14 protein-coding genes, 6 tRNA genes and 3 rRNA genes are annotated in these 23,663 nt (G+C 40.2%); 4 read left to right on the forward strand and 19 right to left on the reverse strand.

Annotated features, from left to right (window positions below; translation table 11 throughout):
• Positions 1-5 precede the first annotated feature (5 nt).
• Entirely contained in the window at positions 6-578 is a 573-nt protein-coding gene (locus C9J31_RS22440; protein WP_107951651.1) for a TetR/AcrR family transcriptional regulator, read from the reverse strand.
• A 214-nt stretch (positions 579-792) separates the two neighbouring features.
• On the opposite strand from C9J31_RS22440, the gene C9J31_RS22445 reads away from it, so the two are divergent.
• Both C9J31_RS22445 and C9J31_RS22450 read left to right on the forward strand, forming a co-directional pair.
• Positions 793-984, forward strand: a complete 192-nt coding sequence (locus tag C9J31_RS22445; RefSeq protein WP_107951650.1) for a hypothetical protein — start codon at positions 793-795, stop codon at positions 982-984.
• A gap of 455 nt (positions 985-1,439) precedes the next feature.
• A complete protein-coding gene (locus C9J31_RS22450; protein ID WP_107951746.1) occupies positions 1,440-2,675 on the forward strand; it encodes an IS110 family RNA-guided transposase in 1,236 nt (411 codons plus the stop codon).
• A gap of 276 nt (positions 2,676-2,951) precedes the next feature.
• Here C9J31_RS22450 and C9J31_RS22455 read toward each other — a convergent pair whose 3' ends face one another.
• Complete coding sequence (locus C9J31_RS22455) at positions 2,952-3,497, reverse strand: TetR/AcrR family transcriptional regulator (protein ID WP_107951667.1); 546 nt, start codon at positions 3,495-3,497, stop codon at positions 2,952-2,954.
• 240 nt (positions 3,498-3,737) lie between these two features.
• On the opposite strand from C9J31_RS22455, the gene C9J31_RS22460 reads away from it, so the two are divergent.
• Positions 3,738-5,903 carry an MMPL family transporter gene (locus tag C9J31_RS22460; RefSeq protein ID WP_107951668.1) on the forward strand — a complete coding sequence of 722 codons (2,166 nt, stop codon included), beginning with the start codon at positions 3,738-3,740 and terminating at the stop codon, positions 5,901-5,903.
• A 496-nt stretch (positions 5,904-6,399) separates the two neighbouring features.
• On the opposite strand, the gene glmS is transcribed toward C9J31_RS22460, so the two are convergent.
• From glmS to C9J31_RS22530, 14 genes are all read right to left on the reverse strand, one after another.
• Entirely contained in the window at positions 6,400-8,202 is a 1,803-nt protein-coding gene (glmS, locus tag C9J31_RS22465) for a glutamine--fructose-6-phosphate transaminase (isomerizing) (protein WP_107951669.1), read from the reverse strand.
• Between the two features lie 750 nt (positions 8,203-8,952).
• Positions 8,953-9,474, reverse strand: a complete 522-nt coding sequence (locus C9J31_RS22470; RefSeq protein WP_107926342.1) for a type 1 glutamine amidotransferase domain-containing protein — start codon at positions 9,472-9,474, stop codon at positions 8,953-8,955.
• A gap of 165 nt (positions 9,475-9,639) precedes the next feature.
• On the reverse strand, positions 9,640-10,992 hold the full coding sequence (gene glmM, locus C9J31_RS22475; protein WP_107951670.1) for a phosphoglucosamine mutase: 1,353 nt from the start codon (positions 10,990-10,992) through the stop codon (positions 9,640-9,642).
• 274 nt (positions 10,993-11,266) lie between these two features.
• Positions 11,267-12,319: a CdaR family protein gene (locus C9J31_RS22480; protein ID WP_107926338.1), complete on the reverse strand. Its 1,053-nt coding sequence runs from the start codon at positions 12,317-12,319 to the stop codon at positions 11,267-11,269.
• Positions 12,312-13,148, reverse strand: a complete 837-nt coding sequence (cdaA, locus tag C9J31_RS22485) for a diadenylate cyclase CdaA (RefSeq protein WP_107951671.1) — start codon at positions 13,146-13,148, stop codon at positions 12,312-12,314. Before cdaA ends, C9J31_RS22480 begins: the two co-directional genes overlap by 8 nt.
• Before the next feature lie 149 nt (positions 13,149-13,297).
• Complete coding sequence (locus C9J31_RS22490) at positions 13,298-13,921, reverse strand: anti-sigma factor family protein (protein ID WP_107926334.1); 624 nt, start codon at positions 13,919-13,921, stop codon at positions 13,298-13,300.
• Between the two features lie 13 nt (positions 13,922-13,934).
• The gene (gene sigW, locus C9J31_RS22495; protein ID WP_054768623.1) at positions 13,935-14,498 is read right to left on the reverse strand and encodes an RNA polymerase sigma factor SigW; all 564 of its coding nucleotides are present in this window, start codon (positions 14,496-14,498) and stop codon (positions 13,935-13,937) included.
• A 131-nt stretch (positions 14,499-14,629) separates the two neighbouring features.
• The gene (rocF, locus tag C9J31_RS22500; protein ID WP_107951672.1) at positions 14,630-15,535 is read right to left on the reverse strand and encodes an arginase; all 906 of its coding nucleotides are present in this window, start codon (positions 15,533-15,535) and stop codon (positions 14,630-14,632) included.
• 180 nt (positions 15,536-15,715) lie between these two features.
• A tRNA-Lys gene (locus C9J31_RS22505) sits at positions 15,716-15,788 on the reverse strand.
• 11 nt (positions 15,789-15,799) lie between these two features.
• A tRNA-Gln gene (locus C9J31_RS22510) sits at positions 15,800-15,874 on the reverse strand.
• A 17-nt stretch (positions 15,875-15,891) separates the two neighbouring features.
• A tRNA-Tyr gene (locus tag C9J31_RS22515) sits at positions 15,892-15,975 on the reverse strand.
• Positions 15,976-15,990: 15 nt separating this feature from the next.
• A tRNA-Val gene (locus C9J31_RS22520) sits at positions 15,991-16,066 on the reverse strand.
• Between the two features lie 76 nt (positions 16,067-16,142).
• A tRNA-Glu gene (locus C9J31_RS22525) sits at positions 16,143-16,217 on the reverse strand.
• A gap of 118 nt (positions 16,218-16,335) precedes the next feature.
• Positions 16,336-16,412, reverse strand: a tRNA-Asn gene (locus tag C9J31_RS22530).
• A gap of 273 nt (positions 16,413-16,685) precedes the next feature.
• Here C9J31_RS22530 and mbcS point away from each other — a divergent pair.
• The gene (gene mbcS, locus C9J31_RS22535; RefSeq protein WP_054768621.1) at positions 16,686-18,260 is read left to right on the forward strand and encodes an acyl-CoA synthetase MbcS; all 1,575 of its coding nucleotides are present in this window, start codon (positions 16,686-16,688) and stop codon (positions 18,258-18,260) included.
• Between the two features lie 159 nt (positions 18,261-18,419).
• Here the strand turns inward: mbcS and rrf are convergent.
• From rrf to C9J31_RS22550, 3 genes are all read right to left on the reverse strand, one after another.
• Positions 18,420-18,535, reverse strand: a 5S ribosomal RNA gene (gene rrf, locus C9J31_RS22540).
• A 188-nt stretch (positions 18,536-18,723) separates the two neighbouring features.
• A 23S ribosomal RNA gene (locus C9J31_RS22545) occupies positions 18,724-21,652 on the reverse strand.
• Between the two features lie 309 nt (positions 21,653-21,961).
• Positions 21,962-23,513, reverse strand: a 16S ribosomal RNA gene (locus tag C9J31_RS22550).
• The 16S, 23S and 5S rRNA genes sit together here, the layout of an rRNA operon.
• Positions 23,514-23,663 lie beyond the last annotated feature (150 nt).

The raw sequence follows: 23,663 nt of genomic DNA on the forward strand, positions 1-23,663 counted from the left end.
AACTGTTAAACAGAATGAGACTTGCATAAATAAAGCTCAAGGAGCTCAATCAATAGTCTATACGAGTGGTCGATATCAAATTTATCGTCAATAATTTTCTGAAGTGCTAGCCCGTCGAAGCAAGCCAATAGTATACTGGCAAGCGCAGAAGCATTATGGGAATTGCCAACTAAATGCTGCAACGGTATAGAAAGACTATCCCTCCCATTCTTGAGAATAGACGCTACTTGCTGTTCAAGATGACCACTTTCGCTTTTTATCCCTAAAGAATAAATTTCATATCGCCAACGATACCAGTCGGGATTGTCTACCGCTCTGGATTTGATTTCAAGTAGAACTGCCTCTGTATTTACAGAGTCATCAGGCTGTCCGTTATATTGCCTTTGGTAATGCTTTTGAATTTCATCTTGTACGGAAAGCAACAGTTCTTCTTTATTTTTAAAATAATAATGAACAAGTCCCGATGTCATATCGGCTTCGTTTGCGATATCTTTGATTGAAGCGTTGACATATCCTTTTTTTACAAATACTTTGTAAGCCGCATCGATTAATCGTTTTCTTTTGTCCTGTGTACTCATACATTTCCTCCTTTTTGGTTGGTTGACCAATAAAATTATAATGACATTATAGAATAAAGTCAATAATTGGATGTTGTTCGATTTCTTCACATAAACCTATCTAGATATTTTCTATCTAAAACAATTTCATTTGTAAAAAAATAATTTATGATATAAGTAAGTTTATAAATTCAGAAAGATTAAGTAGTAAGAATAAAGAGGTGTTGAGAAACTTATGAAGAAAAACATTTTTACTATAATTAAATGGATAGCAGCAATATATTCTTTAGGGTACATTGTCTTTGGATATCCAAATGATACATATTTAATGCGAGCAATTACCGGTTTTATGATGACTATTTTTTCTGTTAATGTATTAATTTATTTGTTTAAAAGTATTGAAAACAAATTGAAAAATAAAAATTGATGCATTTTATTTTTTGTAAATGTACCCAAAACTTCGTTTGGTAATAGTTCATAAAAGGTTGTTATTCAATAATATGGCCCTTTCCATGAATAAAGACGCTTTCCCTATTACGGAAAAGCGCCCGATTGCGGAAAAGCGCCCGATTGCGGAAGAACAAAATAATGATTATAATTACTGCCTTTAGCTTTTTGAACTATAGCACCCCGTTCGTATTATAAGGTCAGCCAGAGTAATCTGGTTGACTATTTTTTATTCAATTTATAGATTGATAGTAGCCGGGGTCGAACGGAAGCACCCGTGGGACTAGATCCCGACAACTAAACTGTTCGCCCTCTACTTGTTAACACATGATTAGGCTGGTTGGGACATTACGATCTCGTATAACAAGCGAAGATATGAATAACAAGCTAGATAGAGGTTACCGGTCAATACACTACCTTAGGAGGAGATAAACTATGAATCCAGTAGTTGGTCTGGATGTCGCAAAAGGTGAAAGTCAGGTTCAAATGTTCTTGGATAAAAAAATGCCCTATAAAAGCAGCGTGAAAGTTGATCATACGGTGGATGGATTGGAAGAGTTACACTCTTATTTATTAGATTTAGAGCGTCAAACAGGAATGAAGCCACCTGTTGTTTTGGAATCAACAGGTCACTATCATGCCCCAGTTGTACAGTTTTTAGAAGCAAGAGAATACATTGTCATTATCGTAAATCCACTGGTATCTTACCGAGCAAAAAGTTCTAGCTTGCGAAAAACCAAAACAGATGCCATTGATGCTTATCACTTAGGCGAACTGTATTACAAAGAGGATTTAGCGCCTCAGAAAAAGCGTGGTGTACAGTTATTAAACCTTCGGCATCTAACAAGGCAACATGAAAATATGACGGGAATTATGATTCAAACAAAGCTTCAATTTCAAGCCGTATTAGATCAAATATTCCCTGAGTACAAAGGAGTTTTTGGCGATTTATACGCTGAGATTTCCATAAAAACTTTACAAGCTTACCCTACTTCTGAATCAGTTAAAGAAGCAGGGGTAGAAGAGATCGCACAATTCATTGATACACATTGCAAAGCACGTTCGTTTAATTGGGCGCTTGAAAGATCGGAAAAATTAATCGGAGCTGCAGAACGCAATCCATTTCAATCAACTCTTTATCAAAGTCTTCTAGTCAGTTTGAATATGTATATTGATTTACTTCAAGTGTACCACCAACAACTTTCTACGTTGGAGCGTGAGATTGATGAGTTAGCGGCACAACTTGAAGAATATGAATTACTCCAATCAATTCCCGGTATTGGTGAAAAAATCGCTGCAACGATTATTTCAGAAATCGGAGAAATTGATCGGTTTAATCATCCGAAAAAGTTAGTAGCCTTTGCAGGACTAGATCCCAGTGTGTTTGAATCAGGTCGCTTTAAAGGCACGAAAAATCACATTACTAAACGCGGCTCGGCTATGCTTCGCCACATGCTTTATACAGCTGTTCGTTGTTCTATTCGAGATAGTCGGAAAAAGAAAACAACACCTGAAACTATCGCACGAAATAAGCGATTACGAGCCTTCTACGATTTAAAACGTGAGGAAGGAAAGCCATATAAAGTAGCCATTATTGCTTGTGCAAATAAGCTTTTACATTGGATTTATGCGATTTTAAAAACGAAAACACCATTCCAAGAAACCATGTAGTGACAGCATTTTCAAATACAACAAAAACCTTCCAAATCGAATTCGGAGGGTTATTTGGGTTGCGCTTTTTAGTATAGCATGAAGTGTTTTTTAATTTAAAAGATTTTTATTGACAATCTATTAGCTGGTTTAGTTTAAGTGAAACTCTTCACATTCCCTTAAAAAGTTTACCATCTCTTAAGCTAACTCGATATAGAATAATTTTACGCAAATTATAACTTTTTTATAGAAAACCTCTGAACATATTAATGATAATTATTCAAAATAACAAATCGTTTATTGAGATGACATGACGTTCATACTTTCTAAGATTTGTACAACTTCTTCAGTTGGAATATTCATATCATCATTTATCCATTTTCGAATTACTTTAATGATCCCACCTGTCGAATAAGTGAAAAAATATTCTAAATGAGTCTCATTAGCATTTGGTAACTTTTTTTTAATTTCTGCAATTGTTATATCATGAGCAGAATTCAAAACTGTATTTAGTACATGAGAGCTATTTTTTTCATTAAAAATGATTTTACAGAGATCCTTATTTATAAGTATCAATTTTAAAAGTTCATTTAGTATATTTTCTTCTCCCGAAATATTAATAGTACTCATCATTTTCTCTATCAATTCTTCTTCAATACTTCTCATTAAATCAAAGGGATCATTATAATAAGAATAAAAAGTTCCGCGATTAATATCTGCTACTTTACAAATATTCGTAACAGTAATTTTATTTAAGTTTTTTTCTTGTAGCAGCAGTAAAAAAGCCTCTATAATTACCTTTTTACTATACAGTGTTCTTCGGTTTCCTGGTGTACCAACCACGTTTTTCCCCTCCCTTAGTAACCAATTCACTTTAATATGTTTTTAAATGGACAAAACATTAATAAATGATTATTTAATAACACCTGTTTTTATTTTGCTTATTGTTACCTTCAATTAGCCTTAATATACTATGTCTATGCCATTAAATCAACAAGGTGTTCAATTAATAACTTTTTGTTTAAGCAATAACTAGTTGTTTTAATGTGTTGTATGTAAAATTAGGATGAAAGGAAGCTGTTAATGGCAAAGTATCTTTATAAATTAGGAAAATTGGCGGCAAACAATAGTAAAAAAATAATTGGAGGCTCAATATTAATTCTCCTTGTGATAGCAACTATTGCAATGAACCTGGGGTCAAATTTCTCTGAGGACATGTCTATACCTGGATCAGAATCAGAAAAAGCCCTTCACCTCATTAAAAAGGAATTCCCCTCTAATACAAGTCAAGTACAGTTAGTATTTAATGCACCTGAAAATAAAACCCTAGATTCTGAAGAGATTAATAATGTAATTACGGATACATTAAAAGTGATAAAAGAAAAAGATAGTTATATTATTTCTGTAGCAAGTCCATTAGAGTTAGGGAATATAAATAAAGATAAGAATATTGGTTATGCAATTGTTACTTATAATGTGGCAGCAGACAAGGTATCGGAAAAATCAAAGAAAAATATTATAGAAAACATCGAAAATATACGTGATGCTGGCATTCAAACAGAACTTTCTGGTGATGTTTCATTTTCTGAAATGGAAATTGGAGGAATAACAGAAGTAATTGGGGTAATTGTTGCTTTCGTTATATTGGCAATTACTTTTATTTCCTTATTAGCGGCTGGGTTGCCAATTATTACGGCGGTTATTGGACTAGCTACAGGAATTTTTTTAATTATGATTGGAACAAATTATTTGGATATTACCTCAGTTTCAATAACGTTAGCAGCAATGTTGGGACTGGCAGTAGGCATTGATTATGCTCTCTTTATTATGACTCGTTTTAGACAACAAAGGAAAGAAGGATATTCTGTCCAAGAGTCTGTAGCAATTGCAAATGGAACAGCCGGTAGTGCTGTAGTGTTTGCTGGTATAACAGTCATCATTGCGCTCTTAGGTTTATCTGTTGCAAAAATACCATTTTTAACAATGATGGGTCTATCTGCTGCCCTTTGCGTATTATTCGCAATATTTATTGCAATAATTGTGGTTCCAGCTTTTTTAGGTCTGATGGGACATAAAGTGGGACCAGATAGAAAGAATAGTTTTTTAAGCAAAATTATTAAACGTGATAAAAAACAAACTACTTCCGGTAGATGGGGAAATTTCGTAGCAAAACGCCCATGGAAGGTGGCAATTATTGGAATTACACTTCTATCTATAATTGCTATCCCTATTTCCCATATGGAACTCGCATTACCAGATAACGGTTCGAAAAGTGAAGAGACAACAGAAAGAAGAGCATATGACTTACTTACCAAAGCTTATGGCCCTGGCCATCTTTCAACATTAATTGTAGCTGCTAAAACCTCAAGCGAAACAACCAATCCACAAGTAGCATTAAGTGATACTATAGAAGAGTTAAGTGGGTTATCAAATGTAAAAAATGTTAGTCCAGCAATTCCTGGATCTTCAGGAGAATTGTATCTTATTACTATAACTCCAGATACAGGAGCTGCCGATTCAGAAACAAAAGATCTTGTAAACGATATTAGAGAAAAGGCAAAGACCTTGGAAAAATCCAATCATATAAAATTAATGGTTACAGGTACTACGGCGGTAAACATTGATATATCACAAAAACTGAATGATGCATTACCAATATTCGCCTTGTTAATTATTGGATTTTCATTCATCTTATTAGTACTAGTATTCAGGTCTATTCTAGTTCCATTAAAAGCAGTACTAGGATTTGTACTGTCTTTAGGTGCAACATTAGGATTCACTGTATTTGTTATACAAGATGGAAATTTAATTGATTTATTTGGATTCCCCATTGCCTATCCTATATTAAGCTTCTTACCAGTCATTGTGATAGGGATTTTATTTGGGTTAGCAATGGACTATGAGGTTTTTATAGTTAGTAGAATGCGTGAAGTATTTACACATACCGGTGATGCACGTAAAGCTGTTTTAGCCGGAATGAAAGATAGTGGTGGAGTAGTAACAGCTGCTGGGTTGATTATGATTTCAGTATTTACTGGATTCATGTTAGCTCCAGATCCTATAATTAAAGCAATGGGCTTTTCACTCACATTTGGCGTTATATTTGATGCTTTTGTAGTAAGAATGGCTATTGTACCAGCAGTAATGATCTTAATGGGAAAAGCTTCTTGGTACTTGCCAAAGTGGTTAGATAAATTACTACCAAATTTAGATATTGAGGGAGAATTATTTATGAAAGAAAAGAAATAGAAATATAAAGGAATTAAAAGGAGAAAGAAGTTAAGTTCGAATAATGCATAATGTTTTTAATTAATGGTGCTGCTTATTTTTTATAAAAAAGTTCATCGGTCGTATTAAATAAGAGGGTGTTTTGATCAATCTTTTTTCAAAGCATCCTCTTTCTGTTTGTTCATTTATCAAGGTTATTAATATTAATTTGATAAAACTTTAATCTAAAACAACATCTTCAAATTCCAAAAAAATACATTGCTAAATATGGATATTAAAATACGCTTTAAATTTTTGTATAGCTATTTTCTTATTGAACTAAACTGCGCCTTTAGTTTAAGTACTTTTCTTCACAATCTCCACGTCCAATTTAATTCTTGTATTTTTATTCAATTAAATGGCCCGTTTGTTGAACAAAAAAACCCTGCATATCAACACAGGGTTTTTAATCAAACTTTATTATAAACGTCGTGACTTTATTTCAAACCTACACATAGCTTATTTAATCACTACAAGCTTATTCCACAGTCACTGATTTAGCTAAGTTACGAGGTTTATCAACGTCACAACGACGGTGTAAAGCTGCATAATAGCTAATTAGTTGTAAAGGCACTACCGATACAAGCGGTGTTAATAATTCATTTACTTGAGGAATGACTAAACGGTCACCGTCTTCGGCTACCCCAGCCATAGCGATAATACATGGATATGCTCCACGTGCCGCTACCTCTTTGACATTCCCACGAATGTTTAGCGATACCGCTTCTTGCGTTACAAGAGCAAACACTGGCGTGCCTTCTTCAATCAAAGCAATTGTACCATGTTTTAGCTCGCCACCTGCAAAACCTTCCGCTTGGATATAGGAGATTTCTTTTAGTTTCAAAGCACCTTCAAGACTAACACAGAAGTCAATGTTACGGCCGATGAAGAAAGCATTACGTGCAATTTTTAAGTAATCTTCTGCAATATCCTCTAACACATCTTTCGAATCAATAATTGTTTGGATACCGTTTGCTGCAATCGCAAGCTCTTGTTTTAAATCAAATTCTACTCCTTGGCCATTCGCCTTCGCAGTGACATATGCTGCTACAGCAAGTACAGCGACCTGTGCTACGTAAGCTTTTGTTGAAGCGACCGCAATTTCTGGGCCTGCGTGTAGTAGCAAAGTGTGATCTGCTTCACGTGATAATGTTGAACCCGGTACATTGGTAACTGTTAACGTTGGGTAGCCAAGCTCTTTAATCTTCACAAGCACTTGACGGCTGTCTGCTGTTTCACCTGATTGGGTAATGAAGATAAACAATGGTTTCTCAGAAAGTAAAGGCATATTGTAGCCAAATTCACTTGAAATGTGAACTTCGACTGGAATGCCTGCCATTTTTTCGAAATATTGTTTACCAATTAATCCTGCATGATAGCTTGTGCCAGCTGCAATAATGTATAAGCGATCCGCGTCTTGTAATGCTTGTAAAATATCTGCATCAATTGTTAAGTCCCCAGTTTCGCTTTCATACGCTTGAATGATTTTACGAATGACAGTTGGTTGCTCATCCATTTCCTTTAGCATGTAGTGAGGATACGTACCTTTTTCAATATCACTCATATCAAGCTCTGCTGTATAGGGTGCACGCTCTATTACTGTGCCATCTAGAGTCGTAATTTGAACACTTTCTTTGTGTACAATCACGACTTCTTTATCGTGTAATTCTACGTACTGATCCGTTACTTGTAGCATTGCCATAGCATCTGATGCCACAACATTGAAGCCCTCGCCCACACCTACAAGAAGTGGTGATTTGTTTTTCGCTACAAAAATTGTGTCAGCCGCTTCTGCATCTAGTAGCGCAAGTGCATAAGAGCCGTGTAATAGAGATAATGTTTTACGGAATGCTTCAGCCGTTTCCAGCCCATCTTTCACAAATAACTCTACTAATTGCACGATAACCTCTGTATCTGTATCAGATTTCATCGGAATGCCTTTTAAATACGTTTTTTGTAATAGATGATAGTTTTCAATTACGCCGTTATGCACAAGTGTAAAGCGACCTGATGCACTTTGATGAGGGTGTGCATTTAAACGATTTGGTACACCATGTGTTGCCCAACGTGTATGGCCAATACCAATTTTAGCAGCCACATCTTCGTCTACTGCTTCACGCAAGTCTGCGATACGTCCTTTTTCCTTGAAGATTGTAACGCCCTCTTCATTGCGTACAGCAATACCTGCTGAGTCATAACCACGGTATTCTAGTTTCTCTAAGCCTTTTAATAAAATTTCCTTTGCATCTGTCTCACCAATATATCCTACAATTCCACACATAATTCATTATTCCTCCGATATTGTCAATTTAACGCAATGACAAACTAGACCTCAACCTATCGATTTTTTAGTGGACGTAAATGTTATACTTAATTTTCTATAAAATAAGCATACAACTATGTGCACGTTATGGTACTATTTCAGCCAACTGAATAGTGCTCCATTCCGATATGTGAAGTTTTCCTATTTATCTACTGCTCTAACTATACCTTCTCCATTCTCTGTACATTCAATCACTCAAATGCTTTCAAAATGAAAAATGACAATCGGGTATGTCGATTGGGAGGCATCCGCCGAATTTTCGATAAACCTCCACCTCGTCTGCTGAAGTTGCATCCGTCCAATTTCTTCAGCTCAGGCGCTATAATTGTTTTCCGATTTTGCGCTTCCTTCCCTCCTTATACGCTCGTTAAATGATAAGGTCGGACCTCATCTTCAACTTCTCCATAATACTCAATCATATGCTATCAGTCAAATTTTCGTTATAAAAAATTCCTACTCACGTTCTTTTTTCGTGACAAAAATGTAGACAAACCCTATGCTATAAAGAAATTATTATATACGCTCATTAAAAATATATCGCTGAAAATCTGTACTTGGTCAATGATTTCCTTTAGATAAGCCACTATGCCCACTTAGCAATCTAGTAAGAAATAGCATTTCCTAAAGCGGTGCTAGAAATGAACTCTATAACTTTCGTTCTCAGCCACAAGAAAAAGGCACAAGCAAATTGCTTGTACCTCGTTTAACTTAGTTTTCTTTACTGGCAAGTAATTTTACAATTTCTCGATTAAAGGCAGGTAAATCATCTGGTGTACGGCTTGTTACTAATTGCTTTTGGCAAACAAATACTTCTTCATCGTGGAAGATTGCACCTGCATTTTCTAAATCCACTCGAATGGACTTATAGCCTGTTGCGTCACGGCCATTTAATGTTTTAGCCGTAATAAGTAACTGCGGTCCATGACAAATGGCAAAGGTTGGCTTCATGTCATCCATAAACTCCTTAACAAATGCCACTATGCGATCATCTGCTCGTAATATATCAGGTGAAAAACCACCTGGGATGAACAATGCATCGAATTCAGAGGCTTTTGCCTCATCAATTCCTTTGTCAATTTTCACCTTTTCTCCGTGCTTGCCTTTAACTTCTTTACCGGCTTCCATATCAATCGTTATGAGCTCATGACCTGCCGCTTCTAATGCCGCTTTAGGGCTCGTATATTCACTATCTTCGAACATATCCGTAATTACTGTAGCAATTTTAGCCATATCAATACAACACTCCTTGTTATTGTGACTCCTTACTACTGTTCCCTTTGTCCTGTATTTCAAACGTTGTTATTGTTAAATTGGAATTGCATCATGGAGCTGTTCCAGCATTTATTAGAAAAAACTCGATTTCCTATTAACGGAAATCGAGCCTCTATGTTTAATTTATTCTGTTAAACCCATTTCAGCGCGTACAACATCTGCAATGCGCTCTACATAACGCTCGCAATCTGCTTCTGTAGCAGCTTCCACCATTACACGAACAAGTGGTTCTGTACCAGAAGGACGTACTAAAATTCGACCGTTGCCTGCCATTTCAGCTTCAACTTCAGCAATAATGGTAGCAACTTTAGCGTTGTCAGTAACAGCATGCTTGTCTGTTACACGCACGTTTACTAAACGTTGTGGGAAAATGGTCATTTCAGATGCAAGCTCAGAAAGCTTTTTACCAGTAGCTTTCATAATATTCACGAGTTGAATGCCTGTTAATAAGCCATCACCAGTTGTATTAAAGTCTAGGAAAACAATATGACCTGATTGTTCGCCACCTAAATTATAATCATTAGCACGCATTTCTTCTACGACATAACGGTCTCCTACAGCTGTTTGTACACTTTGCATGCCATTTTCATCAACCGCTTTATAGAAGCCCATATTACTCATAACCGTTGACACAATTGTTTGCTTTTTAAGGCGACCTACTGCATTTAAATGCTTACCGATGATGAACATAATTTGGTCACCATCTACGATATGACCGTTTTCATCGACTGCAATTAAACGGTCACCGTCACCATCAAAGGCTAATCCAACATCAGCACCCTTTTCAGTGACAAATGCAGCTAAGCCTTCTGGATGTGTTGAACCCACGCCTTCATTTATATTTAAGCCCGTTGGTGAAGCACCCATTGTTGAAATGTCTGCTTCTAAATCTGCAAACAAGTGTGTTGCAAGTGAAGATGTTGCACCATGCGCACAGTCTAATGCCACATGAATACCATCAAATTCTTCATCTACCGTTTGTTTTAAGTATTGGATATATTTTTGTCCGCCTTCGAAGTAGTCACTTACAGAGCCCAAGTCTGCCCCTATTGGACGTGGCAATGTATCCACTTCAGCATCAAGAATTGCTTCGATTTCGGCTTCTTGCGCATCTGTTAGCTTAAAGCCATCAGGACCGAAAAATTTAATGCCATTGTCGGCAACTGGGTTATGTGAAGCTGAAATCATGACGCCTGCATCTGCACTCATAATACGAGTAAGATAAGCGACACCCGGTGTCGAAATAACACCAAGACGCATCACCTCTACACCAATCGATAAAAGACCAGCAACAAGTGCACCTTCAAGCATCTCACCTGAAATACGTGTGTCACGACCAATTAATACCTTTGGACGTTGTGTTGCATCTTTCGTTAAAACATAGCCACCTACGCGACCTAGTTTAAATGCAAATTCCGGTGTTAATTCACTATTCGCGACGCCACGGACGCCATCTGTTCCAAAATATTTACCCATTCTAATTGTTCTCTCCTTCAATGCAAGACGACCTAAATCATGCTTGTCTCTTGTAGACAATTGGACGGCTCGTCTGCTTACTTTTGGAAAAGTCTATTTTCGTTCATTTTAGTAACTATTATTTACACTCCTACGTAATTGTACCTGAGCTTTCGTGCGTAGAACACTTTGTGCATTTTGAACAAACCCTAACATTGCCCTAGGGACTCGGCCAACATGGAACTGATTGCTCAAGGTTGTACTGAATCAAGTTAAAATTATAGTCAGTTCTTGTTTAAGAATCAACATCTTCTTCTGTAATCGTTGTCGGTTCGGTCTCCTCTGGAGTCGTCGTAGTTTCCTCTGGAGTCTTCGATGTATCCTCTGGAGTCGTTGTAGTTTGCTCTTCTACCTTCGTAATATCTGCTTTAACTTTTATTTTTTGTTCAGATACTTTTGTCGCTCCTTCGGGTAATTTCACATCAAATTCATATGTTTTTGATTCAGTAATTTTTGACAGATCAACATCTACCAATATTTCAGTTAAGACATCAATAATTGATTTTCTACCATATACTCTTAATGCTGTAGTATCAAGCGTCAATTTATTGATTGTAATACCATCTTGTACTTTACCTGTCTCATTCATCGTAATAGGTAGTTCTTTACTGAATTCTCCGATATCCACATGTACCTTAACACTTTCTGGCTCAATGGTCACGTCCAGTTTATTTAAATCACGGTCTAATACTTTCACTGCAGCTTCTTGAGAGAAAGGTTGCTTCAAGCCTTGCTCACCCGTTACAGTTGCTTTTACATAGCTGATGCTCTCTATGGCACTCTTTGCCCCTGTAACATACACTGTTGCTGGGTTCGCAGTCATGCCCTTCAGTATATAGCCTTCATCAATCAAACGATTATTCATTTCCGGATCAACACGGAATTCCTGCGTCACTTTTTCCTCGATATTCACATCGATTGTTGCTGGGTCTAAAGTAACCTGCAGCTTATCAGATATATTTTCATATTGCAACTTAACGTTGTGCTCACCCATTAATAAATGGTTTAAGTCCACAAATATAGAGAAATCCTTTACTGCTTTTGTTCGTAAAACGATTTGCATCGGTCCCTTAATTGTGACATTAACCGTTTTTGGTATACCCGTAACAATAAGACTATCATCATCATAAAAAACGTCTACAGGTACATCACGAATCACTTCCATCTGTTCGTTCGTCGTCGTTTTATTCGTTGAAGAAAGCTCTGTGCGAACGGAGAAAAACAGTAGACATGCAAGAAAAAGCGCAATGATTCGTAACACCCAAGGACTATCCATCATTTTATCCATTCTTTTTCCCCCTCCAAGTCAACTTAGAGGCTGTATTCGATTCTTGTACTGATCCGAACCACATTTTACGTAACAGTGTTTCGAATTCCTCTAGAGAAAGGTTGCGATGTAGATTACCGTTTAATGTAATACTAATTGCTCCTGTTTCTTCCGATACGACTATCGTAATGGCGTCTGTTACTTCACTTAAGCCAAGCGCAGCACGGTGTCGTGTTCCAAGTTCTTTTGAAATAAATGGGCTTTCAGAAAGAGGTAAATAACATGCGGCTGCCGTTACCTTATCCTTTTGCATAATAACCGCTCCATCGTGAAGTGGTGTATTCGGTATAAAAATGTTGATAAGTAATTCAGATGAAATTTCAGCATTTAGGCCTATTCCAGTTTCAATATATTCATTCAAGCCTGTTTCTTTTTCAATAGAAACCAATGCCCCAATACGACGTTTAGCCATATAACTTACGGATTTCTTCATCGCTTCAATGAGCCTTGTCTGCTCTTCTTCTTCTTGACTTGTCGAACGTTGGAATAACTTCCCTCGTCCAATTTGTTCAAGTCCACGTCGGATTTCAGGTTGGAAAATGATAATAATCGCCAAGAAACCAAATTCAATCACTTGTTTTAGCATCCAACCCAATGTTTCTAACCCTAAAAAGTCCGTTGCGATGCGCGCAATAATAATTACGAAAATTCCCTTTACTAATTGGACAGCCTTCGTTCCTTTAATGAGGGTTAAAATTTTATAAACAACGTACCAAACGAGCAGTACATCTATGAAGTTAATAACAATGTTCACTGGCGTCAAATCCGTGAATTGTTCGATAATTTGCACGTGGCATCCCCCACTTTTCATTGCGAATCCATACACATTTAAGTATAGCACATTCTTATCAAATGTAACTTTTTTCAAATAAAAAGTCTACTCATAAGAGTAGACTTTTCAGCCTCTCACGTGCACTATCATGTAGGACGTATAGAGTGTTATTTAGTTTCTTTATCTTCAAATGCCATAGCATCTTTGAATGAATTTTTTATAGTATACCAAAGCCATTCAAATGCTTGGTCAATTTCTTCAATTTGGCCTGTAACCACTGCCGAGGATGCCATGTACTGTCCATTAATTACAGTAACATTACCATCTACTTGCCCCTCAACAATTAAATCACCATTTTTTACAACGATATCCCCATTTACAACTTCACCTTTCGGTACGATGACTGTTTGCCCTTCAACAACTAGATTCGGCTGTTTAGTAACAGAAAAATGTTGGTCATCCATGAAACTTCCAAGTAAAGTAGCACTCATAAATAGGCAAAAAACCGCTGCAGCCACAAAGAACGGGTGACGGCGAATCCATTTTTGCATGCCCATACGACTTTTAGGTTTGGGTAAACGAGCCATCACTGCAGCTTCAAAATGCGGAGGTGCTGTAATATGGGAAGCACTCTTCACAAAGGCGATCGTCTCACTCAATTCCTGCATCAGTTGCTTGCAATCACCACACGAATGCAAATGTTGCTTCAACTCTTGCTCATGCTCACGACTAATGTCACCGTCTAAATAATCATGCATATAGTCTATAATATGCTCTGGACAAATATTCATGATGCTCCCCCTCCTACAGATTGTTTAATTGCTTTCGTAATGCTTCACGTCCGCGGTGAATTCTCGTTTTCACCGTTCCAAGAGGCATATCCAAAATATCACTAATTTCCTGTAACGATAATTCTTCAATATATTTCAACACTATAACTGAACGATATTTATCCGGCAAACGTCCAATCTCATATTGAATACGATCTTGTAACTCCATCTGCTCTAGCTGTTCTTCTGGTAACTGGTCATCTGCTGCGATTTGGGAATACATATCAAGCCCTTCAGTACCAGCTACCTCCGCATCTAAGTAATAATCCGGCTTTTTCTTGCGAATACGGTCTATACAGAGGTTGGTAGCTATGCGATAAAGCCACGTCGAAAATTTTCTTTTCTGATCAAATGTATGCAGGTTCATGTAGGCACGTACGAACGCTTCTTGTGCAATGTCCTCTGATTCTTGTTTATTGCCTAACATCCGGTAGCATACTTGGTACAGTTTGTGCTGATAGAGACTCACAATATCGGCAAATGCGTTTTGATCGCCTTTAAGCACTTGTTTTATTCTCTTATTTACTAACGCATCCATTGTGTTAATTTCTCCACCTTTACAACTGTCTTATACTATACGACCCATCGATAAGAAAAGTTTCATTTTAATTAATTATAACAAAAGATTTTTATTCGATGCGACAATAGGCATTTTTTTGACAATTTTAATTATACTAGGGTCTCACCAAATAATGAACCCATTAATGCTACTGCAACATCTGCAGTTTTGTTCTTTTCATCTAATATCGGGTTAACCTCTACAAACTCCGCCGATGTAAGCATACCTGATTCCTGTAACATCTCCATCGCTAAATGACTTTCACGATATGTTATCCCACCAGGTACTGGCGTTCCTACTCCTGGAGTATAAAGCGGATCTAGACCATCTAAATCGAGCGATAAATGTAAACCATCTACCTTACGTTCCTTTAAATAGGAAAGTGCATCCTCCATAACACGAGTCATACCTAATCGGTCTACCTCATGCATTGTATAAACTTTTATACCTTGTTGACGAATCAGTTCACGTTCTCCAGGATCTACTGAACGAGCTCCGATAATAATAACATTCTCAGGTTTAATTTTTGGTGCATAGTTTCGAATTTGTACAAGTCGTTCATGTCCTAGTCCAATACTAACAGCTAGTGGCATCCCATGAATATTACCTGAAGGCGTTATATCTGGTGTGTTTAAATCTGCATGTGCATCAAACCAAATAACACCTAAGTTTTTATAATGTTCACCAAGTCCTGCCAGTGTGCCGATTGCAATGCTGTGATCACCACCAAATACAAGTGGAAACTTTTTCAGCTCTACGGCTTCATATACTCTATTTGCCAAAGTAGTACTTATATCGACAACTTCTTCTAAATTCAATAATTGTTTATCAACAATTGCATTTTCTTGCTTTTGATTAACGCGGATATCTCCCTGATCCTGTACCTCATGACCGATTGCCTCTAAACGATCAACAATGCCCGCATAGCGAATGGCACTTGGCCCCATATCTACCCCTCTACGTGTTTGTCCATAATCTGTCGGAACTCCAATAATTGAAACACTAAGTTTATTCATTATTTTATACCCCCTATGTGTTATATAACTATTGTAAATCCTACAATACCTTTGGCTCAACCCAACATATTTATGTATTTTTATACAATTTAAAAGGCAAAAAAAAATCTCCTACTGTTTTCAGTAAGAGATTAGTATATGTAGTTAATGTTACACTTTTAAATATTTATTATAGAAAAGTGAGCCATGAAGGACTCGAACCTTCGACCCTCTGATTAAAAGTCAGATGCTCTACCAACTGAGCTAATGGCTCATAAAAGAAAATGGCTGGGGTACCTGGATTCGAACCAGGGCATGACGGAATCAAAATCCGTTGCCTTACCGCTTGGCTATACCCCAAACATTCAAAATAAAACTGGTGGAGGGGGACGGATTCGAACCGCCGAACCCTAAGGAGCGGATTTACAGTCCGCCGCGTTTAGCCACTTCGCTACCCCTCCGAAATAAACACTATATGGTGGAGGATGACGGGCTCGAACCGCCGACCCTCTGCTTGTAAGGCAGATGCTCTCCCAGCTGAGCTAATCCTCCATAAAAACAGGTGTAATTTCTTCACAGTTTATTTATTCTTTTTAAGCCTCGGCATTTTACTACAACGCTAAGGAAATGGTGACCCCTACGGGATTCGAACCCGTGTTACCGCCGTGAAAGGGCGGTGTCTTAACCGCTTGACCAAGGGGCCCTTTTATTAATGTCTCAAACAAGACAAGATTTATATTAACATCTTTTCTTTTGTGACGCAACCCTTTTTTAATATTTTATTTTAAAAACTTATTTTTTCTTAAAATTGGGCAAAAAAATGGCTCCGAAGGCAGGACTCGAACCTGCGACAACCTGATTAACAGTCAGGTGCTACTACCAACTGAGCTACTTCGGAACAATACTATTCAATTGAGTTGTTTTTAACAACCTCTTAAGCACATTTATTATTATAGCAAGGATTGTAAATTATGCAATAACTTTTTATGAAAATTTTCATATTATATTTATAGTTTTTGTTTTCTACTTCATAAAGACCTGATAGTTCTCTATTAAATCTAATATTTCTATTTTATGTACTAATTATTCTTGCTGTATATTATTTCAATTGTTAAAATATAAATAGTTTAAAGAATTTTCAATTAAATTCGTTTTGGGGAGGACTGTTCATATGCTAACAAATGATTTAATTGCACCAGAACTTTATAACATTACAGAGGAATTAGAAAAATTTTCCCAAGATAGTGACCGCCAAGCAATACGCTGGCTAGATGCACAACAACAACGCCGCGGAATTTCTTATGCTGAACTTATCCAAAAAATGAATCAATACGCAAATGCTTTCACGAAGAAGGGGCTTCAAAAAGGCGATCGCGCATTGGTTATTATTCCACGTCTACCAGAAGCATATTTTGTGTTTCTTGGTTGTTTAAAAGCGGGAATTGTTCCTATTTCGTGTTCAGAGATGTTACGTGCAAGTGATTTAGAATATCGTATGGAGCACTCTTCTGCAAGAGCAGTTATTGCCTATGAAGCATTTACTAGTGAGGTAGACCGTATTACTTCAACAGTGGATGCGTTAAATAACAAGTTAGTCATTGGCAATGCTAATGGTAATTGGACTTCTTTAGATGAATTAGCTAGCACACAACCTGTAACATTTACAGCAGTTGCAACAAAACGTGACGATATGGCATTTCTTTCTTATACTTCAGGTACAACAGGGAAGCCAAAAGGCGTAGTTCACTCACACGGGTGGGGATATGCACATATTAGAACAGCAGCTTCTAAATGGCTTTGTGTACGCGAAGGCGACTTAGTATGGGCCACTGCGGCACCAGGCTGGCAAAAGTGGATTTGGAGCCCGTTCTTATCGACAATTATGCTTGGTGCGACCGCCTTCGTCTATCACGGTGGTTTTGATCCAAAAACGTATCTTCAACTCATACAAGATGAAAAGGTTAATGTCCTTTGCTGTACTCCAACTGAATATCGCATAATGGCCAAGATTGATAGTCTGAAAGATTATGACTTATCTGCTTTACGAAGTGCAGTTTCTGCAGGGGAACCATTAAATCGTCCTGTAATTGAAACATTTATGCAAAACTTTGGGCTTAAAGTACGTGATGGCTATGGTCAAACAGAAAACACGCTACTAATTGGCACCCTCGAAAATACCGAGTTACGACCAGGTTCAATGGGTGTTCCAACACCTGGTAATCTTGTGCGTATTGTTGACCAAGAAGGTAATGAGGCGCCCGTAGGGGAAGTTGGAGATATTGCTGTGCATAAATCTTCTCCCGCGTTATTTAAAGAATATTATCGTGAGCCTGAACGTACACATGCAGCCTTTCGTGGTGATTGGTATATTACAGGTGACCAAGCAAAATGCGATGAGGACGGTTACTTTTGGTTTGAAGGTCGTGGTGATGATATTATTATATCTTCAGGTTATACAATTGGTCCATTTGAAGTAGAAGATGCTTTAAATAAACATGAGGCTGTCCAGGAATGTGCTGTTGTTGCAGCACCAGATGAAATTAGAGGGCATATTGTCAAAGCCTTTGTAATCTTACGTGAAGGGTTCCGAAACCGCGACGAGGATGAGTTAACGAAAGAGCTACAAGAGCATGTTAAAACGTTAACAGCGCCTTATAAATACCCTCGTAGTATTGTCTTTTTAGACGAACTTCCAAAAACAACGTCCGGCAAAATTCGACGTGTTGAACTACGAGCAACTGTTTAAAATAATTAAGGAGACATCTCAACAAAATCCAAGTTGAGATGTCTCCTTTTTAAAGGTTATGGCTAAAATTCAACCTTATTGTAATAGAAAAGTCCTAATATAAAAATTCCCCAAAAATAAAAAAAGCCACTACTGAGTGTATCAGCAGCGACTTTTTGCGCCTAGCGATGTCCTACTCTCACAGGGGGAAGCCCCCAACTACCATCGGCGCTAAAGAGCTTAACTTCCGTGTTCGGTATGGGAACGGGTGTGACCTCTTTGCCATCATCACTAGACTATTGTTGGCTTTCAATATACGTCGTCTTTCTTTGTCAGCTTCATTCGTTCAGTCAGTCACGTACTTAGGTACGCTCCTTCCTTCTCTCAATTGCTTCCTTGAACTACTCGTATCTTGAAACCCTCTTTTAGAAAGATGTTGTTCTTTCAAAACTGGATAAACGGTGCATTGAATGTTTCAAACATTTTGGTTAAGTCCTCGATCGATTAGTATTCGTCAGCTCCATGTGTCACCACACTTCCACCTCGAACCTATCTACCTCATCGTCTTTGAGGGATCTTACTTACTTGCGTAATGGGAAATCTCATCTTGAGGGGGGCTTCATGCTTAGATGCTTTCAGCACTTATCCCGTCCACACATAGCTACCCAGCGATGCCTTTGGCAAGACAACTGGTACACCAGCGGTGTGTCCATCCCGGTCCTCTCGTACTAAGGACAGCTCCTCTCAAATTTCCTACGCCCACGACGGATAGGGACCGAACTGTCTCACGACGTTCTGAACCCAGCTCGCGTACCGCTTTAATGGGCGAACAGCCCAACCCTTGGGACCGACTACAGCCCCAGGATGCGATGAGCCGACATCGAGGTGCCAAACCTCCCCGTCGATGTGGACTCTTGGGGGAGATAAGCCTGTTATCCCCGGGGTAGCTTTTATCCGTTGAGCGATGGCCCTTCCATGCGGAACCACCGGATCACTAAGCCCGTCTTTCGACCCTGCTCGACTTGTAGGTCTCGCAGTCAAGCTCCCTTGTGCCTTTACACTCTACGAATGATTTCCAACCATTCTGAGGGAACCTTTGGGCGCCTCCGTTACCTTTTAGGAGGCGACCGCCCCAGTCAAACTGTCCGCCTGACACTGTCTCCTGCCCCGCTAAGGGGCATGGGTTAGAATTTCAATACAACCAGGGTAGTATCCCACCGACGCCTCCTTCGAAGCTGGCGCTCCGAGATCTCTGGCTCCTACCTATCCTGTACAAGTTGTACCAAAATTCAATATCAGGCTACAGTAAAGCTCCACGGGGTCTTTCCGTCCTGTCGCGGGTAACCTGCATCTTCACAGGTACTATAATTTCACCGAGTCTCTCGTTGAGACAGTGCCCAGATCGTTACGCCTTTCGTGCGGGTCGGAACTTACCCGACAAGGAATTTCGCTACCTTAGGACCGTTATAGTTACGGCCGCCGTTTACTGGGGCTTCAATTCGCAGCTTCGCTTGCGCTAACCACTCCTCTTAACCTTCCAGCACCGGGCAGGCGTCAGCCCCTATACGTCACCTTACGGTTTTGCAGAGACCTGTGTTTTTGCTAAACAGTCGCCTGGGCCTATTCACTGCGGCTCTCATGCGCTTGCACGCTCAAGAGCACCCCTTCTCCCGAAGTTACGGGGTCATTTTGCCGAGTTCCTTAACGAGAGTTCTCTCGCACACCTTAGGATTCTCTCCTCGACTACCTGTGTCGGTTTGCGGTACGGGCACCTCTCACCTCGATAGAGGCTTTTCTTGGCAGTGTGAAATCAGGAACTTCGTCCTTAAAGGACTCGCCATCACAGCTCAACGTTACAGTGTGCGGATTTGCCTACACACACGCCTTACTGCTTGGACGCGCACAACCAACGGCGCGCTTACCCTATCCTACTGCGTCCCCCCATTTCTCAAACGGTGAGGAGGTGGTACAGGAATATCAACCTGTTGTCCATCGCCTACGCCTATCGGCCTCGGCTTAGGTCCCGACTAACCCTGAGCGGACGAGCCTTCCTCAGGAAACCTTAGTCATACGGTGGACGGGATTCTCACCCGTCTTTCGCTACTCATACCGGCATTCTCACTTCTAAGCGCTCCACCAGTCCTTCCGGTCTGACTTCAACGCACTTAGAACGCTCTCCTACCACTGACATCGTAGATGTCAATCCACAGCTTCGGTGAATCGTTTAGCCCCGATACATTTTCGGCGCAGCGTCACTCGACCAGTGAGCTATTACGCACTCTTTAAATGATGGCTGCTTCTAAGCCAACATCCTGGTTGTCTATGCAACGCCACATCCTTTTCCACTTAACGATTACTTTGGGACCTTAGCTGGTGGTCTGGGCTGTTTCCCTTTTGACTACGGATCTTATCACTCGCAGTCTGACTCCCGTGTATAAATATCTGGCATTCGGAGTTTGTCTGAATTCGGTAAACCGGGATGGCCCCCTAGTCCAAACAGTGCTCTACCTCCAGTATTCTCATCACGAGGCTAGCCCTAAAGCTATTTCGGAGAGAACCAGCTATCTCCAGGTTCGATTGGAATTTCTCCGCTACCCACACCTCATCCCCGCACTTTTCAACGTGCGTGGGTTCGGGCCTCCAGTAAGTGTTACCTTACCTTCACCCTGGACATGGGTAGATCACCTGGTTTCGGGTCTACGACCACGTACTAATTCGCCCTATTCAGACTCGCTTTCGCTGCGGCTCCGTCTTCTAAAACTTAACCTCGCACGTAATCGTAACTCGCCGGTTCATTCTACAAAAGGCACGCTATCACCCATTAACGGGCTCTAACTACTTGTAGGCACACGGTTTCAGGATCTCTTTCACTCCCCTTCCGGGGTGCTTTTCACCTTTCCCTCACGGTACTGGTTCACTATCGGTCACTAGGTAGTATTTAGCCTTGGGAGATGGTCCTCCCAGATTCCGACGGAATTTCACGTGTTCCGCCGTACTCAGGATCCACTCAGGAGGGAATGAACTTTCGACTACAGGGCTTTTACCTGCTCTGGCGGACCTTTCCAAGTCGCTTCATCTAACTCATTCTTTTGTAACTCCGTATTGAGTGTCCTACAACCCCAAGAGGCAAGCCTCTTGGTTTGGGCTCTTCCCGTTTCGCTCGCCGCTACTCAGGGAATCGATTTTTCTTTCTCTTCCTCCAGGTACTTAGATGTTTCAGTTCCCTGGGTCTGCCTTCAAGACGCTATGTATTCACGTCAAGATACTACGCGATTAAACGTAGTGGGTTCCCCCATTCGGAAATCTCCGGATCAAAGCTCACTTACAGCTCCCCGAAGCATATCGGTGTTAGTGCCGTCCTTCTTCGGCTCCTAGTGCCAAGGCATTCGCCGTGCGCCCTTAATAACTTAACCTACGTCGGCTTCCAATACACTGCGTATTTCGTTGTCAGCTTCACTCGTTCAGTCAGTCACGTACTAAGGTACGCTCCTTTCCTCTCTCGCTTGCTTCCTAGAACTACTTGTGTCTTGAAACCCTACATTATCTGTTATTAAGCCTAAAAAACTTAAAAAATAAATGTGTTTGTTACTATTTCAATGTCGTTTTATCCAGTTTTCAAAGAACAAGTTTTGAAGTTATTCATTCAGAAGAATGAACCTTCAAAACTGAACGCAAAACGTAATCTTACAAACCCAAGGTTTGTATTCCGAAAATATCCTTAGAAAGGAGGTGATCCAGCCGCACCTTCCGATACGGCTACCTTGTTACGACTTCACCCCAATCATCTATCCCACCTTCGGCGGCTGGCTCCAAAAGGTTACCTCACCGACTTCGGGTGTTACAAACTCTCGTGGTGTGACGGGCGGTGTGTACAAGGCCCGGGAACGTATTCACCGCGGCATGCTGATCCGCGATTACTAGCGATTCCGGCTTCATGTAGGCGAGTTGCAGCCTACAATCCGAACTGAGAACGACTTTATCGGATTAGCTCCCTCTCGCGAGTTGGCAACCGTTTGTATCGTCCATTGTAGCACGTGTGTAGCCCAGGTCATAAGGGGCATGATGATTTGACGTCATCCCCACCTTCCTCCGGTTTGTCACCGGCAGTCACCTTAGAGTGCCCAACTAAATGATGGCAACTAAGATCAAGGGTTGCGCTCGTTGCGGGACTTAACCCAACATCTCACGACACGAGCTGACGACAACCATGCACCACCTGTCACCGTTGTCCCCGAAGGGAAAACTGTATCTCTACAGTGGTCAATGGGATGTCAAGACCTGGTAAGGTTCTTCGCGTTGCTTCGAATTAAACCACATGCTCCACCGCTTGTGCGGGCCCCCGTCAATTCCTTTGAGTTTCAGTCTTGCGACCGTACTCCCCAGGCGGAGTGCTTAATGCGTTAGCTGCAGCACTAAGGGGCGGAAACCCCCTAACACTTAGCACTCATCGTTTACGGCGTGGACTACCAGGGTATCTAATCCTGTTTGCTCCCCACGCTTTCGCGCCTCAGTGTCAGTTACAGACCAGATAGTCGCCTTCGCCACTGGTGTTCCTCCAAATCTCTACGCATTTCACCGCTACACTTGGAATTCCACTATCCTCTTCTGCACTCAAGTCTCCCAGTTTCCAATGACCCTCCACGGTTGAGCCGTGGGCTTTCACATCAGACTTAAGAAACCACCTGCGCGCGCTTTACGCCCAATAATTCCGGACAACGCTTGCCACCTACGTATTACCGCGGCTGCTGGCACGTAGTTAGCCGTGGCTTTCTAATAAGGTACCGTCAAGGTACAGCCAGTTACTACTGTACTTGTTCTTCCCTTACAACAGAGTTTTACGAACCGAAATCCTTCTTCACTCACGCGGCGTTGCTCCATCAGGCTTTCGCCCATTGTGGAAGATTCCCTACTGCTGCCTCCCGTAGGAGTCTGGGCCGTGTCTCAGTCCCAGTGTGGCCGATCACCCTCTCAGGTCGGCTACGCATCGTTGCCTTGGTGAGCCGTTACCTCACCAACTAGCTAATGCGCCGCGGGCCCATCCTATAGCGACAGCCGAAACCGTCTTTTAGTCTTTCACCATGAAGTAAAAGAGATTATTTGGTATTAGCCCCGGTTTCCCGGAGTTATCCCAAACTATAAGGTAGGTTGCCCACGTGTTACTCACCCGTCCGCCGCTAAATCAGAGGAAGCAAGCTTCCTCATCATTCGCTCGACTTGCATGTATTAGGCACGCCGCCAGCGTTCGTCCTGAGCCAGGATCAAACTCTCCATAAAAGAAATTTGATTAGCTCAAATTGTTTTGCTGGCATCAATTTTGATGTCCAAAATTTTGTTTCGTTCACTAACTGAAAGTTCGTTACTAAAAACGTTATTGATTACGTTTTGCTTGTTCAGTTTTCAAGGTTCATGTTGTTTCGTTTAGTG

The sequence above is a fragment of the Lysinibacillus parviboronicapiens genome (assembly GCF_003049605.2).
In the GTDB taxonomy this organism is placed as follows: Bacteria; Bacillota; Bacilli; order Bacillales_A; family Planococcaceae; genus Lysinibacillus; species Lysinibacillus parviboronicapiens.